This is a genomic window from Streptomyces sp. NPDC051563, from assembly GCF_044454225.1.
Taxonomy (GTDB): Bacteria; Actinomycetota; Actinomycetes; order Streptomycetales; family Streptomycetaceae; genus Streptomyces.
Genome location: NZ_JBITDL010000031.1, coordinates 32,957 through 53,894, shown reverse-complemented (window position 1 = coordinate 53,894; position 20,938 = coordinate 32,957). Strand labels below are relative to the sequence as shown.

General features: G+C 73.6%; 17 protein-coding genes. 13 read left to right on the top strand and 4 right to left on the bottom strand.

The features are described 5' to 3' along the window. Positions 1–80 precede the first annotated feature (80 nt). From ACIA8F_RS30730 to ACIA8F_RS30695, 8 genes are all read left to right on the top strand, one after another. Positions 81–410 carry a TcmI family type II polyketide cyclase gene (locus ACIA8F_RS30730; RefSeq protein WP_399383650.1) on the top strand — a complete coding sequence of 110 codons (330 nt, stop codon included), beginning with the start codon at positions 81–83 and terminating at the stop codon, positions 408–410. Then, positions 407–1,678: a beta-ketoacyl-[acyl-carrier-protein] synthase family protein gene (locus ACIA8F_RS30725; RefSeq protein ID WP_399383648.1), complete on the top strand. Its 1,272-nt coding sequence runs from the start codon at positions 407–409 to the stop codon at positions 1,676–1,678. Before ACIA8F_RS30730 ends, ACIA8F_RS30725 begins: the two co-directional genes overlap by 4 nt. After that, a complete protein-coding gene (locus ACIA8F_RS30720) occupies positions 1,675–2,886 on the top strand; it encodes a ketosynthase chain-length factor (RefSeq protein WP_399383646.1) in 1,212 nt (403 codons plus the stop codon). Before ACIA8F_RS30725 ends, ACIA8F_RS30720 begins: the two co-directional genes overlap by 4 nt. 62 nt (positions 2,887–2,948) lie before the next feature. Further along, positions 2,949–3,218 carry an acyl carrier protein gene (locus tag ACIA8F_RS30715; RefSeq protein WP_399383645.1) on the top strand — a complete coding sequence of 90 codons (270 nt, stop codon included), beginning with the start codon at positions 2,949–2,951 and terminating at the stop codon, positions 3,216–3,218. Positions 3,219–3,230: 12 nt separating this feature from the next. Beyond that, positions 3,231–4,019 carry a 3-oxoacyl-ACP reductase FabG gene (gene fabG / locus ACIA8F_RS30710; protein WP_399383644.1) on the top strand — a complete coding sequence of 263 codons (789 nt, stop codon included), beginning with the start codon at positions 3,231–3,233 and terminating at the stop codon, positions 4,017–4,019. A gap of 50 nt (positions 4,020–4,069) precedes the next feature. Beyond that, a complete protein-coding gene (locus tag ACIA8F_RS30705; protein ID WP_399383643.1) occupies positions 4,070–5,014 on the top strand; it encodes an aromatase/cyclase in 945 nt (314 codons plus the stop codon). Positions 5,015–5,016: 2 nt separating this feature from the next. Then, entirely contained in the window at positions 5,017–6,573 is a 1,557-nt protein-coding gene (locus ACIA8F_RS30700) for an FAD-dependent oxidoreductase (RefSeq protein ID WP_399383642.1), read from the top strand. A 72-nt stretch (positions 6,574–6,645) separates the two neighbouring features. After that, entirely contained in the window at positions 6,646–8,166 is a 1,521-nt protein-coding gene (locus tag ACIA8F_RS30695) for an FAD-dependent monooxygenase (protein ID WP_399383640.1), read from the top strand. Positions 8,167–8,343: 177 nt separating this feature from the next. Here the strand turns inward: ACIA8F_RS30695 and ACIA8F_RS30690 are convergent, their stop codons facing one another. Beyond that, on the bottom strand, positions 8,344–9,429 hold the full coding sequence (locus ACIA8F_RS30690) for a methyltransferase (RefSeq protein WP_399383639.1): 1,086 nt from the start codon (positions 9,427–9,429) through the stop codon (positions 8,344–8,346). 442 nt (positions 9,430–9,871) lie between these two features. On the opposite strand from ACIA8F_RS30690, the gene eboE reads away from it, so the two are divergent. From eboE to pcaB, 5 genes are all read left to right on the top strand, one after another. After that, positions 9,872–11,041, top strand: a complete 1,170-nt coding sequence (gene eboE / locus ACIA8F_RS30685; protein WP_399383637.1) for a metabolite traffic protein EboE — start codon at positions 9,872–9,874, stop codon at positions 11,039–11,041. A gap of 178 nt (positions 11,042–11,219) precedes the next feature. Continuing rightward, positions 11,220–12,698, top strand: a complete 1,479-nt coding sequence (locus tag ACIA8F_RS30680) for an FAD-dependent monooxygenase (protein ID WP_399383635.1) — start codon at positions 11,220–11,222, stop codon at positions 12,696–12,698. Positions 12,699–12,764: 66 nt separating this feature from the next. After that, positions 12,765–14,237 carry an FAD-dependent monooxygenase gene (locus ACIA8F_RS30675; RefSeq protein WP_399383634.1) on the top strand — a complete coding sequence of 491 codons (1,473 nt, stop codon included), beginning with the start codon at positions 12,765–12,767 and terminating at the stop codon, positions 14,235–14,237. Between the two features lie 320 nt (positions 14,238–14,557). Continuing rightward, a complete protein-coding gene (locus ACIA8F_RS30670) occupies positions 14,558–16,582 on the top strand; it encodes an FAD/NAD(P)-binding protein (RefSeq protein ID WP_399383633.1) in 2,025 nt (674 codons plus the stop codon). Next, complete coding sequence (gene pcaB / locus ACIA8F_RS30665) at positions 16,579–18,093, top strand: 3-carboxy-cis,cis-muconate cycloisomerase (RefSeq protein ID WP_399383632.1); 1,515 nt, start codon at positions 16,579–16,581, stop codon at positions 18,091–18,093. Before ACIA8F_RS30670 ends, pcaB begins: the two co-directional genes overlap by 4 nt. Positions 18,094–18,194: 101 nt before the next feature. Here pcaB and ACIA8F_RS30660 read toward each other — a convergent pair whose 3' ends face one another. From ACIA8F_RS30660 to ACIA8F_RS30650, 3 genes are read right to left on the bottom strand one after another with little or no spacing between them, the layout of a single operon-like run. After that, positions 18,195–19,103: a response regulator transcription factor gene (locus ACIA8F_RS30660; protein WP_399383630.1), complete on the bottom strand. Its 909-nt coding sequence runs from the start codon at positions 19,101–19,103 to the stop codon at positions 18,195–18,197. Between the two features lie 56 nt (positions 19,104–19,159). Beyond that, positions 19,160–20,287, bottom strand: coding sequence for a C45 family autoproteolytic acyltransferase/hydolase (locus tag ACIA8F_RS30655; RefSeq protein ID WP_399383628.1), 1,128 nt, complete (start codon positions 20,285–20,287; stop codon positions 19,160–19,162). Further along, the gene (locus ACIA8F_RS30650) at positions 20,284–20,892 is read right to left on the bottom strand and encodes a GNAT family N-acetyltransferase (RefSeq protein WP_399383626.1); all 609 of its coding nucleotides are present in this window, start codon (positions 20,890–20,892) and stop codon (positions 20,284–20,286) included. The genes ACIA8F_RS30655 and ACIA8F_RS30650 overlap by 4 nt, the downstream gene beginning before the upstream one ends. Between the last annotated feature and the right edge of the window lie 46 nt (positions 20,893–20,938).

The window sequence follows — 20,938 nt, the reverse complement described above, 5'->3', positions numbered from 1 at the left end:
ATCCGGTGGCGAATTCAGGCCACCATGTCGGCCGCGCCTGCACCGCGCTCTCCCTCGCACACGCTGAGGAGCCAAACCGTATGCACAGCACGTTGATTGTCGCCCGGATGGCAGCCGCCTCGTCCGCCGATGTGGCAAAGCTGTTCTCCGAATTCGACGCGACGGACATGCCCCAGCGCATGGGAACGCGGCGCCGCCAGTTGTTCTCGTACCGGGGCCTCTACTTCCACCTCCAGGACTTCGACGAGGACAACGGAGGAGAGCTGATCGAGCAGGCGAAGAGCGACTCGCGCTTCGTCGGGATCAGCGAGGACCTCAAGCCCTTCATCGAGGCCTACGACCCCAAGACCTGGCGCTCGCCCGCCGACGCGATGGCCGCGCGCTTCTACAACTGGGAGGCGTCCGCGTGACCCGCCGACGCGTCGTCATCACCGGAATCGAGGTGATCGCCCCCGGTGGTGTCGGCAAGGAGAAGTTCTGGAGCCTGCTGAGCGAGGGCCGCACCGCCACCCGCGGCATCACCTTCTTCGATCCCGCGCCCTTCCGCTCCCGGGTGGCCGCCGAGATCGACTTCGACCCCTTCGCCCACGGGCTGACCGCACAGGAGGTGCGCCGCCTGGACCGGGCCGCGCAGTTTGCGGTGGTCGCCTCGCGCGGCGCGGTCGCCGACAGCGGCATCGAACTGGGCTCGCTCGACCCGCACCGGATCGGCGTCACCGTCGGCTCCGCGGTCGGCGCCACGATGAGCCTGGACGAGGAGTACCGGGTCGTCAGCGACGGCGGCCGGCTCGACCTGGTCGACCACACCTACGCGGTCCCGCACCTCTACAACCACATGGTGCCGAGCTCCTTCGCCTCCGAAGTGGCCTGGGCCGTGGGCGCCGAGGGCCCCTCCACCGTGGTCTCCACCGGCTGTACCTCCGGTCTCGACTCCGTCGGCTACGCCGTGGAGCTGGTCCGCGAGGGCTCGGCCGACGTGGTGATCGCAGGCTCCTCGGACGCCCCGATCTCGCCGATCACCATGGCCTGCTTCGACGCCATCAAGGCCACCACCCCCCGCCACGACGACCCGCAGCGCGCCTCGCGCCCCTTCGACGGCACCCGCAACGGGTTCGTGCTGGGCGAGGGCACCGCCTTCTTCGTCCTGGAGGAGCTGGAGAACGCCAAGAAGCGCGGCGCGCACATCTACGCCGAGATCGCCGGCTACGCCACGCGCTCCAACGCGTACCACATGACGGGCCTGCGCCCCGACGGCCTGGAGATGTCCGAGGCCATCGACCTCGCCCTCGGCGAGGCCCGCATGAACCCCGAGGCGATCGACTACATCAACGCGCACGGCTCGGGCACCAAGCAGAACGACCGGCACGAGACGGCCGCCTTCAAGCGCAGCCTCGGCGACCACGCCTACCGCACGCCGGTCAGCTCCATCAAGTCGATGGTCGGGCACTCGCTCGGCGCGATCGGCTCCATCGAGATCGCCGCGTCCGCGCTGGCCATGGAGTACGACGTCGTACCCCCCACGGCCAACCTGACGACGCCCGACCCCGAGTGCGACCTCGACTACGTCCCGGTGACCGCGCGCGACCAGCTGGTCGACGCGGTCCTCACGGTCGGCAGCGGATTCGGCGGCTTCCAGAGCGCCATGGTGCTGGCCAGCCCTGATAGGAGCCTCGTATGACGTCGGTGGTGGTCACCGGCCTCGGCATCGCCTCCCCCAACGGGCTGGGCGCCGAGGACTACTGGTCGGCGACTCTGGGCGGAAAGAACGGCATCGGCCGGATCACCCGCTTCGACCCGTCCGGATACCCGGCGCGCCTGGCGGGTGAGGTCCCCGGCTTCGTCGCCGAGGACCACCTGCCCTCGCGGATCCTGCCCCAGACCGACCGGGTCACCCGGCTCGCGCTGGTGGCCACGGACTGGGCGCTGAAGGACGCGGGCGTCGACCCCGAGGCGATGTCCGAGTTCGACATGGGCGTCATCACGGCCTCGGCCGCGGGCGGCTTCGAGTTCGGCCAGGGCGAACTGCAGAACCTGTGGGGCCGGGGCAGCCAGTACGTCTCGGCGTACCAGTCCTTCGCCTGGTTCTACGCCGTCAACAGCGGACAGATCTCGATCCGCAACGGCATGAAGGGCCCGGCCGGCGTCGTGGTCAGCGAGGGAGCCGGCGGCCTCGACGCCGTCGCCCACGCACGACGCCAGATCCGCAAGGGCACCGCGCTCATCGTCACCGGCGCCGTCGACGCCTCCATCTGCCCGTGGGGCTGGGTGGCCCAGCTGTCCACCGGCAGGCTGTCCACCAGCGACGAGCCCACCCGCGCCTACCTGCCCTTCGACCGCGACGCCCGCGGCTTCGTACCCGGTGAGGGCGGCGCCATCCTGATCACCGAGGACGCCGACGCGGCGCGCGCCCGCGGCGCCCGCATCTACGGCGAGATCGCCGGCTACGCCTCGACGATGGACCCCAGGCCCGGCAGCGGCCGCGAGCCGGGCCTGCGCAAGGCCATCGAGCTCGCCCTCGCCGACGCGTGCGCCGACGCGGGCGACATCGACGTCGTCTTCGCCGACGGCGCCGGCGACCCCACGCTGGACCGCACCGAGGCCGAGGCGATCAGCACCGTCTTCGGAGTCCGGGGCGTCCCGGTGACCGTGCCCAAGACGATGACCGGACGCCTGTACTCGGGCGCGGCCCCGCTGGACCTGGCCGCCGCGTTCTTCGCCATCCGCGACGGGGTCATCCCGCCCACCGTGCACGTCGACCCGTGCCCGGACTACCAGCTCGACCTGGTCCTGGGCCGGCCGCGCCCGGCACCGGTGCGCACCGCGCTGGTCCTGGCCCGCGGCAGTGGCGGCTTCAACTCCGCCATGGTCGTGCGCGCCGCCGAGTAGGGCGGCCCCGTCCGCACGTACGCCACCACCCACGCAGCATCTCGATGAAAGGGACTTCCACCATGGCCACCAAGGCGTTCACCCTCGACGACCTCAAGCGAATCCTGAAGGAGGCCGCGGGCGTGGCCGAGGGCGTCGACCTGGACGGCGACATCCTCGACACCGAGTTCGACGTGCTCGGTTACGAGTCCCTCGCGCTGCTGGAGGCGGGCAGCCTCATCGAGCGCGAGCTCGGCATCTCCCTCGACGAGGAGGCCGTCAACGACGCCCACACGCCGCGGGGCTTCATAGATGTCGTCAACATGCAGCTCGCTCCGGCCACGGCCGCCTGAAGGGATCCGGACATGACCCAGAACTCCACCCCCAAGGTCGCCGTCGTCACCGGCGCGACCAGCGGCATCGGCCTCGCCTCGGCGCGTCTGCTCGCCTCGCAGAACCACAGGGTGTTCATCGGCGCCCGCAACGCCGACAACATCGCCGCCACCGTCAAGGAGCTCCAGGCCGAGGGCCTGGAGGTGGACGGCGCGGTCCTCGACGTCCGCGACACCGCCTCGGTGGATGCCTTCGTCCAGGCCGCCGTCGACCGCTTCGGCACCATCGACGTCGTGGTCAACAACGCCGGCCGCTCCGGCGGCGGACCGACCGCCGACATCGCCGACGACCTGTGGCAGGACGTCATCGAGACGAACCTCAACAGCGTGTTCCGCGTCACCCGCGCCGTACTCACCACCGGCGGCATGCGGCACAAGGACCGCGGCCGGATCATCAACATCGCCTCCACCGCGGGCAAGCAGGGCGTCGTCCTCGGAGCCCCGTACTCCGCCTCCAAGCACGGCGTCGTCGGCTTCACGAAGGCACTGGGGAACGAGCTGGCCCCCACCGGCATCACCGTCAACGCGGTCTGCCCCGGGTACGTCGAGACCCCGATGGCCCAGAAGGTCCGCCAGGGCTACGCGGCCGCCTACGACACCTCCGAGGACGCCATCCTGGAGAAGTTCCAGGCGAAGATCCCGCTCGGCCGCTACTCCAGCCCGGAGGAGGTCGCCGGCCTCGTCGGCTACCTGGCCTCCGACACCGCCGCCTCCATCACCTCGCAGGCGCTCAACGTCTGCGGCGGCCTGGGCAACTTCTAGCAGAGCCCGCCCCCACGCACCCACCGAACACCATCTGAGGAGAACCCGCCATGACCACGCGTGAGGTCGAGCACGAGATCACCGTCGGCGCCCCGGCTGCCGCCGTGTACCAGTTGCTCGCGGACGTCACCAACTGGCCGCGCATCTTCCCGCCCACCATCCACGTGGACCGGGTCGAGGCCGAGGGTGCCGAGGAGAAGATCCGGATCTGGGCGACCGCCAACGGCCGGCCGAAGAACTGGACCTCGCGCCGCACCCTGGACCCGGAGGGCCTGCGCATCACCTTCCGCCAGGAGGTCCCGGCGGAGCCCGTCAAGCACATGGGCGGAACCTGGATCATCGAGCCGCTCGGCGAGGCGCAGTCCCGCGTCCGGCTGCTGCACGACTACAGCGCCGTCAACGACGACCCGCACGACCTGCTGTGGATCCAGCAGGCGGTGGACAAGAACAGCACCTCCGAGCTGGCCGCGCTCAAGGTCAACGTCGAGGCGGCGCACGCCGCGGAGAGCGAGGAGCTGACCTTCTCGTTCACCGACACCGTCCAGATCGCGGGCTCCGCCAAGGACGTGTTCGACTTCATCAACGAGGCCCACCTGTGGGCCGAGCGGCTCCCGCACGTGGCCGTGGTGCGGCTGGAGGAGGACACCCCGGGCCTCCAGGAGCTGGAGATGGACACCCGCGCCAAGGACGGCTCGGTGCACACCACCAAGTCGTACCGGGTGGTCTTCCCCCACGACAATATCGCCTACAAGCAGGTCACCCTGCCGGCGCTGATGACCCTGCACACCGGCGAGTGGACGTTCGTCGAGACCGACGAGGGCACGTCCGCCTCCTCGCAGCACACCGTGACCATCAACACGGAGAACATCGCGCGCATCCTCGGAGACGAGGCCACCGTCGCCGACGCCCGCGCGTACGTGCACACGGCGCTGTCCACCAACAGCTCCGCCACCCTGGCGCACGCGAAGGCGCACGCCGAGTCGAAGGCCTCCTGAGCATGGCGCCCGACCCCGGAACGGGCGCCGGCGAGCCGGCACCGGGCGGCGCGGGCCGCCCGGCCCGGCTCGACACCGAGGTCCTCGTCGTCGGTGCCGGCCCCGTCGGGCTGATGCTCGCCGCCGAACTGGCCCGCGGCGGCGTGGACGTGATCGTGGTCGAGAAGCGCAAGGCCCCCTCCACCGAGTCCCGGGCCTCCACGCTGCACGCCCGCACCATGGAGATCCTCGACGCGCGGGACCTGCTGCCCGACGTCGGCACACCGCCCAACGAGCCGCACGGCCACTTCGGCGGCCTTCCGCTCGACCTCACCCTGCCCGGCACCCACCCGGGCCAGTGGAAGGTGCCGCAGACCAAGACCGAGGCGGTCCTGGAGGAGTGGGCCATCTCGCGCGGCGTCGACATCCGGTGCGGCCACGAACTGGTCGCCGCCGGCGAGGTCGGCGAACACGTCGAGGCCGAGGCCGTCGGACGGGACGGAGTCCTGCGCCTGCGGGCCCGCTACCTGGTCGCCTGCGACGGCGAGGACAGCACCGTACGGCGGCTGACCGGGGTGGACTTCCCCGGCAACGACGCCGGCCGGGAACTGCTGCGGGCCGACGTCGACGGCATCGACATCCCCAACCGGCGTTTCCAGCGCATGGAGCGGGGCCTGGCCATCGCCTGGCGCAACGACAAGGGCGTCACCCGCGTCATGGTCCACGAGTTCGGCGGGACGGCCGGGCCGCGGACCGCGGACGCCTCGTTCGAGGAGGTCGCCACCGTCTGGAAGAGGGTCACAGGAGAAGACATCAGCGGCGGTACCCCGCTGTGGGTGAACTCCTTCGGCGACACCTCCCGGCAGCTCGCCTCCTACCGGCACGGGCGCGTCCTGTTCGCGGGGGACGCAGCCCACCGCCAGATGCCGGTCGGCGGCCAGGCCCTCAACCTCGGCCTCCAGGACGCCTTCAACCTCGGCTGGAAGCTCGCGCTCACCGTGCGCGGGCGGGCTCCGGAAGACCTCCTCGACACCTACCACGAGGAGCGGCACGAAGTCGGCCGCCGGGTCCTCGCGAACATCCGGGCCCAGGCCCTGCTGCTGCTCGGCGGCCCCGAGGTGGAGCCGCTGCGCACGCTGGTGGTCGAGCTGACCGGCCTGGAGGACGTACGGGCCCACCTGGCCGGGATGATCAGCGGCCTCGACGTGCGCTACCCGGTGCCCGGCCCCGCGCACCCGCTGCTCGGTGCCCGGCTGCCGCACACCGTCGTGCGGTCCGGCGGGCGCCACCTCGGCAGCACCGCCGAACTGCTGCGCGCCCCCGGAGGTCTGCTGCTCGACGTGGGCGGGACCGGCGTACGGGTGCCCGCGGGCTGGGCCGACCGGGTCACCGCGGTCGCGGGCGACGCGGAGCCCGGCTCGCTCCCCGGTGAGCCGGGGGCCGTTCTCGTACGGCCCGACGGCCACGTGGTGTGGGTGGGCCGCTCCGGCGAACGCGACGGCGACGCCGACGGGCTGGCCGAGGCCCTCGGCCGCTGGTTCGGCCCGCCCCGCCTACCGGCCCGCCCCGCGACACCCTGAGCTTTCCCGGTCCGCCGCACACCCACCCACCACCCAGTCTCCAGTGATCTTCACTGCCAGGAAGGACACCCCATGCAAGGCACCGAAGGGACAGCGGCGGACACCGATGTCATCGTCGTCGGCGCCGGCCCGACCGGACTCATGCTCGCGGGCGACCTGCGTCTGGGCGGAGCCCGCGTCGTCGTGATCGAGAAGCTGGCGGAGCCGACCGGGCAGTCCCGTGGCCTGGGCTTCACCGCCCGTGCCATGGAGCTGTTCGACGAGCGCGGGCTGCTGCCCCGGTTCGGGCAGGGCGAGACCCTCGCCACCAGCCCCGTGGGGCACTTCGGCGGGGCCCAGTTCGACTTCACCGTCCTGGAGGACGCCCACTTCGGCGCCCGCGGCATCCCGCAGGGGCAGACCGAGGCCGTGCTGGAGGGCTGGGCCGCCGAACTGGGCACCGACATCCGGCGCGGCTGGGAGTTCGTCTCGCTCGCCGACGGCTTCCTCGACGGGGACCACGTCGAGATCACCGTCCGTACGCCCGGGGGCGAGGAGCAGCGGCTGCGCGCCGCATACCTGGTGGGCGCCGACGGCGGCTCCAGCCTCGTCCGCAAGGCGGCCGGCGTTGAGTTCCCGGGCACCGACGCCACCCAGGGCATGTACCTCGCCGACGTCACCGGCTGCTCCCTGCGGCCGCGGTTCCTCGGCGAGCGCCTGAACAACGGCATGGTGATGGCGGCCCCGCTCGCCGAGGGCGTGGACCGCATCATCGTCTGCCTCGACGGCCGGCCGGCGCACGACCGCGAACGGACCGTCACCTTCGAGGAGGTCGCGGATGCCTGGCAGAGCATCACCGGCGAGGACATCTCGCACGGCGGCGCCGACTGGGTGTCCTCCTTCACCAACGCCACCCGCCAGGCCTCCGAGTACCGGCGCGGCCGGGTGTTCGTGGCCGGCGACGCGGCGCACATCCACCTGCCGGCCGGCGGCCAGGGCCTGAGCACCGGTGTGCAGGACGCGGCCAACCTCGGCTGGAAGCTGGCCGCCGTGGTCCGCGGCGACGCCCCCGCGGAGCTGCTGGACACCTACCACGCCGAGCGGTGGCCGGTCGGCCGCCGCCTGCTCGCCAACACCCGTGCCCAGGGGATCGTCTTCCTCGGCGGCGCGGAGTCGGACCCGCTGCGCGAGCTGTTCGGCGAGCTGGTCCGGTACGACGACGTCAAGCGGCACCTGGCCGGAGCGGTCAGCCACCTCGACATCCGCTACGACCTCGGCTCGGGCGAGGACGCCCACCCGCTGGTCGGCCGCCGTATGCCGCCGCGACTGCTGGTCGGCGCCGCCGGCGAGCAGCGCACCGCGCGACTGCTGCACTCGGGCCGGGCCGTGCTGCTCGACCTCGCCGACGACGCCGGGGCGCGCCGTACGGCAGCGGGCTGGCAGGGCCGCCTCGACGTGCACACCGTGTCCGCCAAGCCGGTCGACGGCCCGGACGCACTGGCCGGCGTCGCCGCCCTGCTGGTCCGTCCCGACGGGTACGTGGCCTGGGCCGGCGAGCCCGCGCAGGGCCTGGAGGCCGCCCTGGAGCGGTGGCTGGGAGCGGCTTCCGCCTGACCCCCTCGGAGCTCCCCTGCCCCGCCGTGTCCGCCCGGCGGGGCAGGGGCTTCTTCGTGCGCGGCCGGGCCGGTCCCTCCCGCACACCGGGGTGCGGCGTCCGGAGGCGGACATGCCGAGAGCCCCGGCTCCGCGACGGGGGGTGACACGGAACCGGGGCAGCTCGGGGGCGGTGCGTCAGACCGCGACGGCCTCGACGATCGAGACGGCGGCGGCCGTCTCCACGACCCGCTCCAGCTTGAAGCCGGCCTTCGCCACCAGCTCCGCGTACTGCGACCGGGTGCGCTCCTTGCCGCCCACGAGCAGCAGCAGCCACAGGTCGACGAGCTTGCCGGAGTGCGGCTCGTCGCCCTCCTCCGGGACCACCATCTCCACCAGCAGCAGCTTGCCGCCCGGCTTGATCGCGGCGCGCACGTTCCGGAGGATCTGCAGGGCCTGCTCCTCCGGCCAGTCGTGCACGATGTGCTTCAGGACGTACGCGTCCGCGCCCGACGGCATCGGGGCGAACAGGTCGCCGTCGGCCAGGGTCACGCGGTCCGCGACGCCCTGCGCCTCCAGGAATTCCGCGGCGCCGTTCACGCCGACGCGCGGGTCCGAGAGGATGCCCTTGGTATCGGGTGCGCCGGCCAGGATGCCGGCCAGCAGCGCGCCGTTGGCCCCACAGAAGTCCAGGACCGTGCCGAACTGCGAGAAGTCGTAGGCGGCCACGACCGGGAAGGTCTCGGTGCCGGACATGTTCCCCATGCCGCCGATGAACACCGCACCGTATTCCGGGTTCTGCATGAGGTACTCGAAGGCACCCATGCCGCGCCGCTTCGGCAGGCTCGGCTCGCCGGTCCGCACCGCCTCCAGGAAACCGTTCCAGTCGTCCCAGTGCGTCGGGTGGCCCATCAGCACGCAGATGTCGCGCATCGTCATGGGGTGATCGGCGCGCAGCGCGTCGGCCATCGGGGTCAGCGCCCAGAGGCCGTCGTCCTGGCGCGTGAACACGCCCTGGGAGGCGAGCAGGCGCAGCACCCGGCCCAGGGCCTCGGCGTGCGCGCCGACCTCCGCGGCCAGGTCCTCGATCGGTCGGGGACCGTCCTGCAGGGCCTCGGCCACGCGCAGTTCGGCGGCGGCGTACAGGGCCTGGGTCACCATCGAACCCATGGCCAGTTCGAGCAGGGCGAACGGGGGCGGGGCCAGCTCCCGGACCTGCTTCTGCAGGTCCGCCCGGGTCTTCTCCGCAGCGCGGATGACTTCGGGGGGCGGCACAGCGGGCATGAGTTTCCTCCATGGCAGAAGAGCGGGAAATCTGTCCCAACCGCCGGAAGGGACCCGTCCCGGCACCCTAGGGAGGGGGAGTGGACCCGCCCTGGAAGCCGACTTGTACGCATCTGGAGCGGGGCGCACCACCCGCGCACCATCCGTGCACCGCCCGTGCACCATCCGTGCACCGCCCGTGCGGCCGCCGGACGGCCGCCGGACGGCCGACCCGGAACGGCTCGGGGCCCGCTCGACACCGGCCGGAGACCGGTTCGTCCGGGACGAAGTACCCGGCATCCTTGGCCCGGCATCGCCTTGCGCACTCCGACGCCCCTGGAGGCCGTCCGTGTCCGTTCGTACCGCGCCCCCCCTTGCCGGAGACCGGACCGGTGTGTGGATCGAGGACGCCCCGGCCGGCGCCGCCCCCGAGCGGGCCACCGCCCCCGCCGAGGTGTAGGCCGTGCGCTTCCTCCACCGGGACGGCACCACCGTCCACCTCTCGTACGCGGCCACCGTGCACCCGGCCGAGACCCTCGACGGTCTCCTCGCCCGGCTGCGTGCGTACGGCGAGCCGGTACGCCGCCGCCTCGGCCTGGAACGCCTCGGCATCGGGCTGTGGCTGTCCGCGGACGCCGTCCGCCACCTCGACGCCGCCCCCCGCGCGCTCGCCGCCCTGCGCCGCGACCTCGACCGGCGGGGCCTGGAGGTCGTGACCCTCGACGGATCCCCGTACCAGGGCCTGTGCGGACGACGGGTCAACTACCGGGTCTACCGACCGGACTGGGCCCAAGTCCAGCGGTACGAGCACACCCTCGCCCTCGCCCGGATACTCGGGGCCCTGCTGCCCGAGGACGCCGCCGAGGGAACGATCTCCACCCTCCCGCTGGCCTGGCGCACCGTCTACGACGACGAGCGCGCCGCCCGCGCCCGGACGGCCCTGGCCGACCTCGGCGGCCGCCTGGACGACCTCGCCGACGCCACCGGCCGCTCGATCCGCATCGCCCTGGAACCCGAACCCGGCTGCGCCGCCGAGACCACCGCCGAGGCCATCGCGCCCCTGCGCGCCATCGGCCACGACCGGATCGGCATCTGCGTCGACACCTGCCACCTGGCCACCTCCTTCGAGGAACCCGGGCCCGCGCTCGCCGCCCTGGCCGCGGCAGGCATCCCGGTGGTCAAGAGCCAGTTGTCGGCCGCCGTCCACGCCGAGCACCCCGACCGCCCCGAAGTCCGTGCGGCCCTCGCCGCCGTCGACGAGCCCCGGTTCCTGCACCAGACCCGCAGCCCCGCCGCCGACGGCCTGCGCGGCACCGACGGCCTCGGCCCCGCCCTGGCCGGCGGCGCCCTGCCCGACGACGGACCCTGGCGCGCCCTGTTCCACGTACCGCTGCACGCGACGCCCGCCGCACCCCTGACCGCCACCCTGCCCGTCCTGAACGAGGCGCTGGCCCACCTGGTCGGCGGCGACCGGGCGCTGACCGGGCACCTGGAAGTGGAGACCGACGCCTGGCAGGCGCTGCCGCCCGGCTTGCGCCCGCGCACCGAGGAGCAGCTCGTCGACGCCATCGCCGCCGAACTCGCCTTCGCCCGCGACCTGCTCACGGGCCACGGCCTGAAGGAGCTGCCGTGACCACCGCCCGCACCGCCCCGGCGACGGTTCCCCCGCACCCCGCGCACCGGCAGTCGCCTCGCGCGGCGTGAGGAACGGACCTCAAGGATCGCTTGAGCGATCCTGCGGTCCCGCTGCACCGCCCTGCGACCCCCCTGGTCTTCTCTGTTGATCAACCGTCTGTATGGAGGAATCGAAAATGGCAAAGAGCGCGATCATCGTGGGCGCTGGGCCGGTCGGTCTGATGCTCGCGGGTGAGCTGCGGCTCGGCGGCGCGGACGTCGTCGTCTACGACAAGCTGCCCGCCCCCAGCGGCGAGTCGCGCGGCCTCGGATTCACCAGCCGTACCGCGGAGGTCCTCGACCAGCGCGGCCTGCTCGACCGGCTCGGCGACATCCGCTGGGGCAAGCAGGGCCACTACGGCGGCATCCGCATCGACTTCTCCCTCCTGGACGAGAGCCACTTCGGCGTCATGGGCCTGGCCCAGTCCGTCACCGAGGACGCGCTCGGCAGCTGGGTCGCCGATCTGGGCGTCGAGGTGCGCCGCGGCTACGAGCTGACCGCCCTGACCGAGACCGAGGACGGCGTGGTCCTCGGCTTCCAGGGCCCCGACGGGTACACCGAGACCACCGGCACGTACGTCGTCGGCTGCGACGGCGGCAAGTCCACCGTGCGCACCCTGGCCGGCATCGACTTCCCCGGCGACGAGGCCACCCGCGGCATGTACCTGGCCGACGTCGTCGGCGCGGACGTGCGCATGCGGCCCATCGGCGAGCGCATCGAGGGCGGCGGCATGGTCCTGTCCGTCACCCTGGAACCGGGTGTCGACCGCATCGTCATCCACGAGGCCGGCGTCCGCCCGCACCACGGCGAGGGCGAACTGGAGTTCTCGGAGCTCGCCGAGGCCTGGCAGCGCCTGACCGGCGAGGACATCCACGGCGCCTCCGCCTCCTGGATGTGCGCCCTGACCAACGCCACCGGCCTGGCCGCCCAGTACCGCAAGGGCCGCGTCTTCCTCGCCGGCGACTCCGCCCACGACCACGCCCCGCTCGGCGCCCAGGGCGTCAGCGTCGGCCTCCAGGACGCCGTCAACCTCGGATGGAAGCTCGCCGCCGTCCTCGCGGAGCGGGCCCCCGAGTCCCTGCTCGACACCTACCACGCCGAGCGCCACCCGATCGGCGAGGAGCTGATGCGCGACGTGCACTCCATGTCGCTGCTGTACCTCGCCGGTGAGGAGATGGAGCCGCTGCGCACCGTCGTACGCGAACTCGTGACCCTGCCCGAGGCCGCCCGGCGGCTCGCGGGCCGTGTCTCCGGCCTGCACATCAAGTACGACGTGGGCGCCGGGGGACACCCCTCCCTGGGACTGCGCCTGGCCCCGCACCGAGCCGTCGAGCGCACCGACGGCAGCCGCACGAAGGTCGCCGAACTCCTGCACGCGGGCCGCGGCGTGCTCATCGTCACGGACGGGGACGGCGGCCCGGCCGAGCTCGCCGCCCGCTGGGCCGACCGCGTGGACGTCGTCACCGGCGCCTGGGCCGACCAGGAGGCCGGCCACCACGACGCCCCGCAGGCCGTGCTGGTCCGCCCCGACGGCTACATCGCCTGGGCGGCGCCGGCGGGCGGCGACCTCGAAGCCGCCCTCACCCGCTGGTTCGGGGCGCCCGCGGCCGTCTGACGGCCCGTCGTTCGACACCCTTGCGCTGCCCCATGCGCGGCAGCTTCGACGTTTGAGGAGTAGGACATGGCAAAGGGCGCGATCATCGTCGGCGCCGGGCCGGTCGGGCTGACGCTCGCCGGTGAACTGAAACTGGGCGGCGTGGACGTCGTCGTCTTCGAGAAGCTCCCCGCGCCCAGCGGCGAGTCCCGCGGCGTGGGCTTCACCCGCCGCGCGGCCGAGGTCTTCGACCAGCGCGGCCTGCTGGAGCGCTTCGGCGACGTCGAATGGGCCCAGGGCCACTTCGGCGGGGTCCACATCGACTTCTCCAAGCTGGACGACAACCACTTCAGCGTCCGCGGCATCCCGCAGTTCCGCACCGAGGAGATACTCGAAGGCTGGCTGACGGAACTGGGCGTCGAGATCCGCCGCGAACACGAGGTGCTCGGCTTCCGGGAGACCGGGGACGGCGTCGTCGTCGAGTACGAGGGCCCGGCCGGCCGCGGCGAGGAGACCGCCCAGTACCTGGTCGGCTGCGACGGGGCACGCAGCATCGTCCGCCGGCTCGCCGGCATCGAGTTCCCCGGCTGGGAGCCCACCCGCGGGATGTACATGGCCGACATCGTCGGGGCGGACGTACGCCAGCGCCCCATCGGCGAGCGCGTGCCCGGCGGCATGGTCATGGCCTTCAACCTGGAGAACGGCGTCCACCGGATCGTCATCCACAACGAGTCGCTGCGCCCGCCGGAGGACAAGAGCGGCCTCACGTTCGAGACCATCGCGGACGCCTGGCAGGACATGACCGGCGAGCACCTGCACGACGCCGAGGTCCGCTGGGTCAGCTCCTTCACCGACACCACCCGCCAGGCCGCCCAGTACCGCAAGGGCCGGATCCTCCTGGCCGGCGACGCCACCCACATCCACATGCCGGCCGGAGCGCAGGGCATGAGCGTCGGCGTGCAGGACGCGGCCAACCTCGGCTGGAAGCTCGCGGCCACCATCAAGGGCTGGGCGCCCGAAGGCCTGCTCGACACCTTCCAGTCCGAGCGGCACCCCGTCGGGGAACTGCTCATGCGCAACACCCGCGCCCAGACCAAGCTCTACCTCTCCGGCGAGGAGATGGAGCCGCTGCGCGCGGTCATGCAGGAACTCGTCCAGGACGTCGCGGTGGCCCGCCACCTGGCCGGCCAGGTCTCCGGCCTCGACGTGCGCTACGACATGGGCTCCGGCAGCCATCCGCGGCTCGGCCTGCGGCTGCGCCCCGACACCCCGCTCAAGCTCACCGACGGCAGCCCCGCCACCGTGCGGGACCTGCTCAAGCCGGCCCGCGGCGTGCTGTTCGTGACCCCCGCGGCGGCCGGCTCCGACGCGCTTCGCGCGACCGCCGGGCGCTGGAGCGACCGGGTGGACACGGTCACCGGTGACTGGGCCGAGGGAGAGGGGTCCGCCCCGGACGCCCCGCATGCGCTGCTGGTGCGCCCCGACGGCCACATCGCCTGGGCCGCCCCCGACGAGGCGGACCTCCAGGAGGCGCTGGAGCGCTGGTTCGGCGCCGCCTGAGGAGTTCCCCCGCCGCCGCGTCCGCGGCGTGCGGGGTCCCGGCGTCCGCCGGATCCGGACCGAGAGCACCCCCGCCCCGCGCGAGGGGTGCTCTCGCACGTCACGGTGCGCCCGTACGCGTTCCCGACGGGCCCGGAGCGCGTCCGAAACCGGTCCAGGACCGCTCTTCCACTCGTATCCGAGCCCTGGTTGAGCGGCGGGACGGACCGTTGGCGGACACCACCCTGACCCCCGGGGAGCAGGCCGGGCCGGCACACCGGCGGGGCCGACGCTGCGGCGCCGCGGTCCAGCCGTCCCCCGTCTCCTGAGCGGAGTGCCTCGTGAGTAGCGGACGTATGGAAGTGTGCCTTGTGGGCGCCGGACCCCGCGGTCTGTCCGTACTGGAACGACTCTGTGCGCAGGAGCGGAAGTCCCCCCGCTGGGACCATCTGACCGTGCACATCGTGGAACCCGACCCACCGGGCTCCGGCCGGGTCTGGCGGTCCTCCCAGTCCCGGCACCTCCTGATGAACACCGTCGCCTGTCAGGTCACGGTCTACACCGACGCCAGTGTGGCCATCGAGGGGCCGCTGGAGGAGGGCCCGAGCCTGTACCAGTGGGCCAAGGCCCTGGGCCCGAGCGCGCTGACGCCCGGAGCGGGCGCGCCGTACGACGACGAGACCCTCGCCGAGGCCCGGGACCTGGGGCCGGACACGTACCCCACCCGTGCCCTGTACGGCCAGTACCTGCACTGGGTGTTCGGCCGCGTGACCGCGAGCGCGGCCGCGCACACCACCATCCGGGTGCACGCCTCGCGCGCCGTGGCCCTGGAGGACGCCGAGCCCGGCGCCGGCCCCGGCGGGGCGCAGACCGTGCTCCTGGAGGACGGCACCCGGCTGACGGGCCTGGGCGCCGTGGTGCTCGCGCAGGGCCACGTACAGGTGCGGCCCACCGACAGGGAGCGGGAGTTCGCCGAATACGCCGCCCGGCACGGGCTGACCTACATCGCACCGAGCAACCCGGCGGACGTCGACCTGTCCGCCATCGCCCCCGGCGAGACGGTCCTGCTGCGCGGCCTGGGCCTGAACTTCTTCGACTACATGGCGCTGTTCACGCACGCCCGGGGCGGGCTGTTCGAGCGCGTCGGCGGCCGCCTCGTGTACCGCCCCTCGGGCCGCGAGCCGCGGCTGTACGCCGGCTCCCGCCGCGGCGTGCCCTACCAGGCGCGCGGCGAGAACGAGAAGGGCGCGCACGGCCGCTGCCAACCGCGCCTGCTGACCACCGATTTCGTGGCGGCGCTGCGCGCCCGGGTACCGGGCGGGGAACCGATCCGCTTCGGCACCGAACTGTGGCCGCTGATCTCCAAGGAAGTGCGCACCGTCTACTACGAGACGCTGCTCGCGCGGCGCACGGAGCCGGCCGCGGTGGCCGCCTTCGCGGAGGCGTTCCTGCGGGCGGCCGACGACGCCGAGCACGCGCTGCTCACCGCCGCCGGCATCGGCGACGACGAACTCTGGGACTGGGACACCGTCGCCCGGCCGTACGGCGAGCAGGTCTTCCGGGACCTGCCCTCCTTCCGCCGCTGGCTGCGCGACTACCTCGACGAGGACGTGCGCCGGGCCCGGGAGGGCAACGTCAGCGGCCCCTTCAAGGCCGCCCTCGACCTGCTGCGGGACCTCCGCAACGAACTGCGCCTGGCGATCGACCACGGCGGCCTCGACGCCGACTCGCACCGCGACGAGCTGGACCGCTGGTACACGCCGCTCAACGCCTTCCTGTCGATCGGTCCGCCGGCCTCCCGCATCGAGGAGATGGCCGCCCTGATCGACGCGGGCGTCCTCGACGTGACCGGTCCGGGGCTGCGGGTGGTCACCGACCCCCTCGACCCTGCGGGCCCGGCCTTCGCCGGAACCTCCGCCGACATGCCCGACCTGCGGGTGCGGGCCACGGTGCTGATCGAGGCCCGGCTGCCGGAGATCGACGTGCGGCGCACCACCGACCCGCTCATGTACCGGCTGCTGAGCACCGGTCAGGCCCGGACCCACCGCATCGCGGGCGCGGACGGCTCGTTCTACGAGACCGGCGGCCTGGCCGTGTCGCAGCGCCCGTACCACCTGCTCCACGGGCAGGGGGTGCCCCACCTCAGGCGGTTCGCGTACGGAGTGCCCACCGAGTCCGTGCACTGGGTGACCGCGGCCGGCATCCGCCCGGGCGTGGGCTCGGTCACCCTGGAGGACTCCGACGCCATCGCGGCGGCGGTGCTGGCACTGCCGGAGCCGCGCCCCGCGCTGCGGCTGCCGGAGGCGCCCGCGGTCGCGGCCGGGCCGGCGCTGTCCGGCAACGCGGGTGCGGGGGCGGTCGCGTGAGCCGGACCGCCGCCCACCAGGTCGGGCCGGACACGGGACTGCTGTCCCCGGTCAGGGCCGGCACCCCCGTCGAGGCCGCCGTCGCCGACGACGCCTGGGTCCAGGCGATGCTCGACGCCGAGGCCGCGCTGGCCCGCGCCCAGGCGCGGTGCGGCACGGTCCCGCCCGCGGCGGCCGCCGTGATCACCGCTGCCGCACGGGCCTCGAACTTCGACACCAGGGAGCTGGCACTGGCCTCGCGGGAGACGGCCAATCCGGTGGTGGCCCTGGTCGCGGCGCTCACCGCCCGGGTCGCGGCCCGCTCGCCGGAGGCCGCCGAGTACGTGCACCGCGGCTCCACCAGCCAGGACGTCTTCGACACCGGAGCGATGCTGGTGGCGACCCGTGCCCTGCGGCTGATCGTCGCGGACCTCAGGGCGGTGGCCGAAGCCCTCGCCGCCCTGGCCGGCGACCACCGGGGAACGGTGATGGCGGGGCGCACCCTCGCGCTGCACGCCGTCCCCACCACCTTCGGGCTGAAGGCGGCGGGCTGGCGCCAGCTGGTCCTGGAATCCGCCGAGCGGCTGGAGCGGCTGGCCGGGGGCGGCCTGCCCGTCTCCCTGGGCGGCGCGGCCGGCACGCTGGCCGGCTACCTCCAGTACGCGGGCGACGGCGCCGACCCGGCGGCCGTCCTGGACGAGCTGGTCGCCGCCTTCGCGGACGAGACCGGGCTGGCCGCACCGGTGCTCCCCTGGCATGCGCTGCGCACCCCGGTCGCCGACCTGGGCGCGGCCCTCGCGCACACCACCGGGGCACTGGGGAAGATCGCCGCCGACGTGCTGGTGCTGGCCCGCACCGAGATCGGTGAGGTGGCCGAGCCGGCGCCGGCCGGGCGGGGCGCCTCCTCGGCGATGCCGCACAAGCGCAACCCGGTGCTCTCGACGCTGATCCGCTCCGCCGCCCTCCAGGTCCCGGCGCTGGCCGCCGTCCTCGCCCAGTGCCTGCCGCACGAGGACGAGCGGTCGGCGGGGGTCTGGCACGCCGAGTGGCAGCCGCTGCGCGAGGCGCTGCGACTGACCGGCGGGGCCGCGCACACCGCCGTGGAGCTGGTCCGCGGGCTCACCGTCCACACCGAGCGGATGGCGGTCAACCTGAAGGCCACCGGCGGGCAGCTCGTCTCGGAGAGGGTCTGTGCCGTGCTCGCCCCGAGGCTGGGCAAGGCGGCCGCGAAGGAACTGCTCACGCGGGCATCGCTGCGGTCGGCCGAAACGGGCCGCCCGCTGGCCGACGTACTGGCGGAATCGGATGCCCTACGGGGGGTGTTCACGCACGCGGAGCTGACCGTGCTGCTCGACCCGGCCGGTTACACCGGTGCGGCCGGGCCTCTGGTCGACCGGGCACTGGCCGACCGGGCACTGGCCGACCGGGCACCGGTCGAGCGGGCACGGGTCGAGCGGGCACCGGTCGAGCGGGCACCGGCGGCCTCGCCGCCGGGGCATGAGAGGGCGGCCCGTACCGCCTGCGTGTTCTGAGGACGGGCGCGGCGCCGGACGGACCCCGGCGCCGGACGCATCCCGGCGCCGGACGCATCCCGGCGTCCGAAGGTGCCGCGGCGTCCGAGGGTGCCGCGGCGTCAGACGGAGCCGAGGCGGAAGCCGACGCCGCGGACGGTGAGGATCCAGCCGGGGTCGCCCAGCTTGCCGCGGACACTGCTGACGTGGGTGTCCACGGTCCGGCGCGACCAGGAGTCGCCCCACACCTGCTGGAGCAGATGCCTGCGCGGGACGACCGTGTTGGGATGCTGCGCCAGCAGGCACAGCAGGTCGAACTCCTTGCGCGTGAGCACGACCGGCACGCCGTCGACGGTCACCTCACGGGAGCCGACCTCGATGCGCAGCCGGCCGTGCCGGATCTCCTGGGCCGGGCCCGCGTCGGCCGCCGGCTGCCACTGCGTGCGGCGCATGACGGCCTCGATCCGGGCCATCAGCTCGCGGATCCCGAAAGGTCTGGTGACGTAGTCGTCCGCGCCCGCCTGGAGTCCGAGCACGCAGTCGATCTCGGACTCGCGGGAGGTGACGATGATGAGCGGCACCCGGCTGACCGAGCGGATCGCCCGGCACACCTCCAGCCCGTCCAGGTCCGGCAGTTCGAGGTCGAGCAGGACGAGGTCGGCGCTGCCGTAGGTCTGCAGGGCCGCGCCGCCGAGGGCCGCCCTGGCACAGGTGTGGCCGTGCCGGCGCAGCTGGTGCGACAGCCCGTCCCCGGTGTCGGCGCCCACGACCAGGATGCGCCGCCCGAGGACCGAGGGCGCCTGCCGGGGGGCGGCCCCGCCCAGCCCGTCGCGGGGCGACACCTGACCGGGGGCGCCCGATCCGGGCACGCCCTGGAGGGGGCCCCGCTGGGCAGGGGGCCACGCGGCAGGGGTTACGGGGCGCGGCGGCCGCGTCTCCCGCACCAGCGCGCGGGCCCGCGCCCCCTCGTGCTCGGGGTGCGGAGCGGACGTCTGGTGCTCCGGCAGTCCCTGCGCCTGAACCTGACTCATGCCGCCCCCGGGGGTCGTGGCGGGACCGACCGGGTCGGCCGACTCCCGCGCCGATGCTAGGGGTGGGCGGTCGAATTCCGCTGCAGCGCCGGTGCAGGGTCCGCCCGGCCGCCCGCCGGTCCTCGCGCCGCCGGATCCCCCTTCACCGAGAACACCTCGGTGGTGGCGTGGTTCGGGTCGCCGGCCCGCAGGTGCATCTCACCCACCCCGGGCAGCATGACCACGGAGGCCACCGTCCTCTCCAGGCTGTAGATCCCGTGGTCGGCGATGCACACCGGCGGCCGGGACAGCACCGAGAAGTGCCTCTCCACCTCGGCCACCGGGCCGATGCGGGTCAGTCCCTTCGCCACGGACTCCAGCCGCGCATCGGAGTTGACTCGGTCGGGCGCCGACTGCCGGTCGAGCGGGGCGAAGTCCGCGTGCAGGAAGTGGTTGGTGTGCACGGCCTCCCGCGAGGCGGGCTCGGTCACCCGGACCTCGGTCCCGCACACCTCCGCGTACACCGCGCGCCGCCGGTCGCACAGCATCAGGTTCCGCGAGCTGGACAGGGTGAGACCGGCCAGCACCTCCAGGGCCTCGTCCACGCTTCCGGCACCGTCCAGCAGGTGACGGATGGCCAGGTAGGGGGTGAGGCCCGGCCGCCACCGGCCGTCGGTCGTCAGGTTCACCCCGATGGCCAGCCCGTCGCTGTTCATGCCCAGGTAGCCGAGCATGCCCGCGAAGCTGAGCACCGTCACCCGCCGGGACCCGCCCGTCCGGGCCAGCGACAGCACGGCGATGTGGCTGTCGACGTACGCGTTGAGGTCCACCGTCTGCGCCAGTACCGGTCGGCCCGACGGCCAGGTGCGCGCGTACCCCGTGCAGTCCCCGGCGCTCGGCATGCCGGTGTAGCCCATCACCTCGCGGCGCAACTGCAGCAGCCACGCCTCGTCCTCGGAGATCCCGGCCCCCGCCGCCAGCCCCTCCACCTCGGCGGCCAGGTCCGGGACCGCCGCCGCGATCTCCGACCGGTAGGCGGAGATCGACGGCCGCAGCCCCGTGAGCGTCAGCGGCCCGTCGGCCAGGTGGTCGAGCCGTGCCAGGCCGTCGCCGAGGAAGGCGCGCAGCGGGCCGGCGAGCGCCTCCCCGTGGGCGCGGCCCAGTTCGAAGGGGGTGCCGACGGCCTGGACGTACGCGACGCTCATGCGGCGGCAGCCGCCTTCTTCGGGCCCTGGGAGAGGGCGTCCCGCACCTGCGGCCACTCGCCGCGCAGGATGCTGTAGAAGACCGCGTCGCGGCGGCGTCCACCCGGCATGTAGTTGAAGGAGCGCAGCGTGCCCTCCTCGGTGGCGCCGATGTTGCGCAGGCCCCGGCGGGCCTGGACGTTGAGCTCGTCCGTCTTGAACTCCACCCGCTCCGCCTCCAGCGTCTCGAAGGAGTGCTGGAGCAGCAGCTGCTTCGCCCAGTGGTTGATGCCCCGGCCGCGGAAGTCGTGGCCCAGCCAGGAGGCCCCGATCTCCAGCCGGCGGTCCTTCTCGGCGAAGCTCAGCAGGCTCATGCTGCCCGCGACCCGGCCGCTCTGCTTGTCCCTGATCACGTAGACGGCGCGGCGGCCGGCGGCGTGCTCGGCGAGGTTCGAGGCGAAGAACGTCTCGAAGTCGGCCTCGTCGCCGACGACGACCGTGAAGTAGCGCCAGATGTCGGGGTCCATGGCCACGGCGCGGATGCCCTCGCGGTCGGCCTCGCAGAGCGGGGTCAACAGGACGTGGTCGTTCTCCAGGCGGGTGGCGGCGTTTTCGGCCCAGTTCATGTTCTGACTCCGGTGATGGTGTGGGATGGGGAGGCGGGGGGAGTGC

What these genes read in the sequence shown, in the direction of transcription:
- ACIA8F_RS30730 (WP_399383650.1), top strand. Translation starts at nt 81, where the DNA reads ATGCACAGCACGTTGATTGTCGCCCGGATGGCAGCCGCCTCGTCCGCC.
- ACIA8F_RS30720 (WP_399383646.1), top strand. Translation starts at nt 1,675, where the DNA reads ATGACGTCGGTGGTGGTCACCGGCCTCGGCATCGCCTCCCCCAACGGG.
- ACIA8F_RS30715 (WP_399383645.1), top strand. Translation starts at nt 2,949, where the DNA reads ATGGCCACCAAGGCGTTCACCCTCGACGACCTCAAGCGAATCCTGAAG.
- fabG (WP_399383644.1), top strand. Translation starts at nt 3,231, where the DNA reads ATGACCCAGAACTCCACCCCCAAGGTCGCCGTCGTCACCGGCGCGACC.
- ACIA8F_RS30705 (WP_399383643.1), top strand. Translation starts at nt 4,070, where the DNA reads ATGACCACGCGTGAGGTCGAGCACGAGATCACCGTCGGCGCCCCGGCT.
- ACIA8F_RS30700 (WP_399383642.1), top strand. Translation starts at nt 5,017, where the DNA reads ATGGCGCCCGACCCCGGAACGGGCGCCGGCGAGCCGGCACCGGGCGGC.
- ACIA8F_RS30695 (WP_399383640.1), top strand. Translation starts at nt 6,646, where the DNA reads ATGCAAGGCACCGAAGGGACAGCGGCGGACACCGATGTCATCGTCGTC.
- ACIA8F_RS30690 (WP_399383639.1), bottom strand. Translation starts at nt 9,429, where the DNA reads ATGCCCGCTGTGCCGCCCCCCGAAGTCATCCGCGCTGCGGAGAAGACC.
- ACIA8F_RS30680 (WP_399383635.1), top strand. Translation starts at nt 11,220, where the DNA reads ATGGCAAAGAGCGCGATCATCGTGGGCGCTGGGCCGGTCGGTCTGATG.
- ACIA8F_RS30675 (WP_399383634.1), top strand. Translation starts at nt 12,765, where the DNA reads ATGGCAAAGGGCGCGATCATCGTCGGCGCCGGGCCGGTCGGGCTGACG.
- ACIA8F_RS30660 (WP_399383630.1), bottom strand. Translation starts at nt 19,103, where the DNA reads ATGAGTCAGGTTCAGGCGCAGGGACTGCCGGAGCACCAGACGTCCGCT.
- ACIA8F_RS30655 (WP_399383628.1), bottom strand. Translation starts at nt 20,287, where the DNA reads ATGAGCGTCGCGTACGTCCAGGCCGTCGGCACCCCCTTCGAACTGGGC.
- ACIA8F_RS30650 (WP_399383626.1), bottom strand. Translation starts at nt 20,892, where the DNA reads ATGAACTGGGCCGAAAACGCCGCCACCCGCCTGGAGAACGACCACGTC.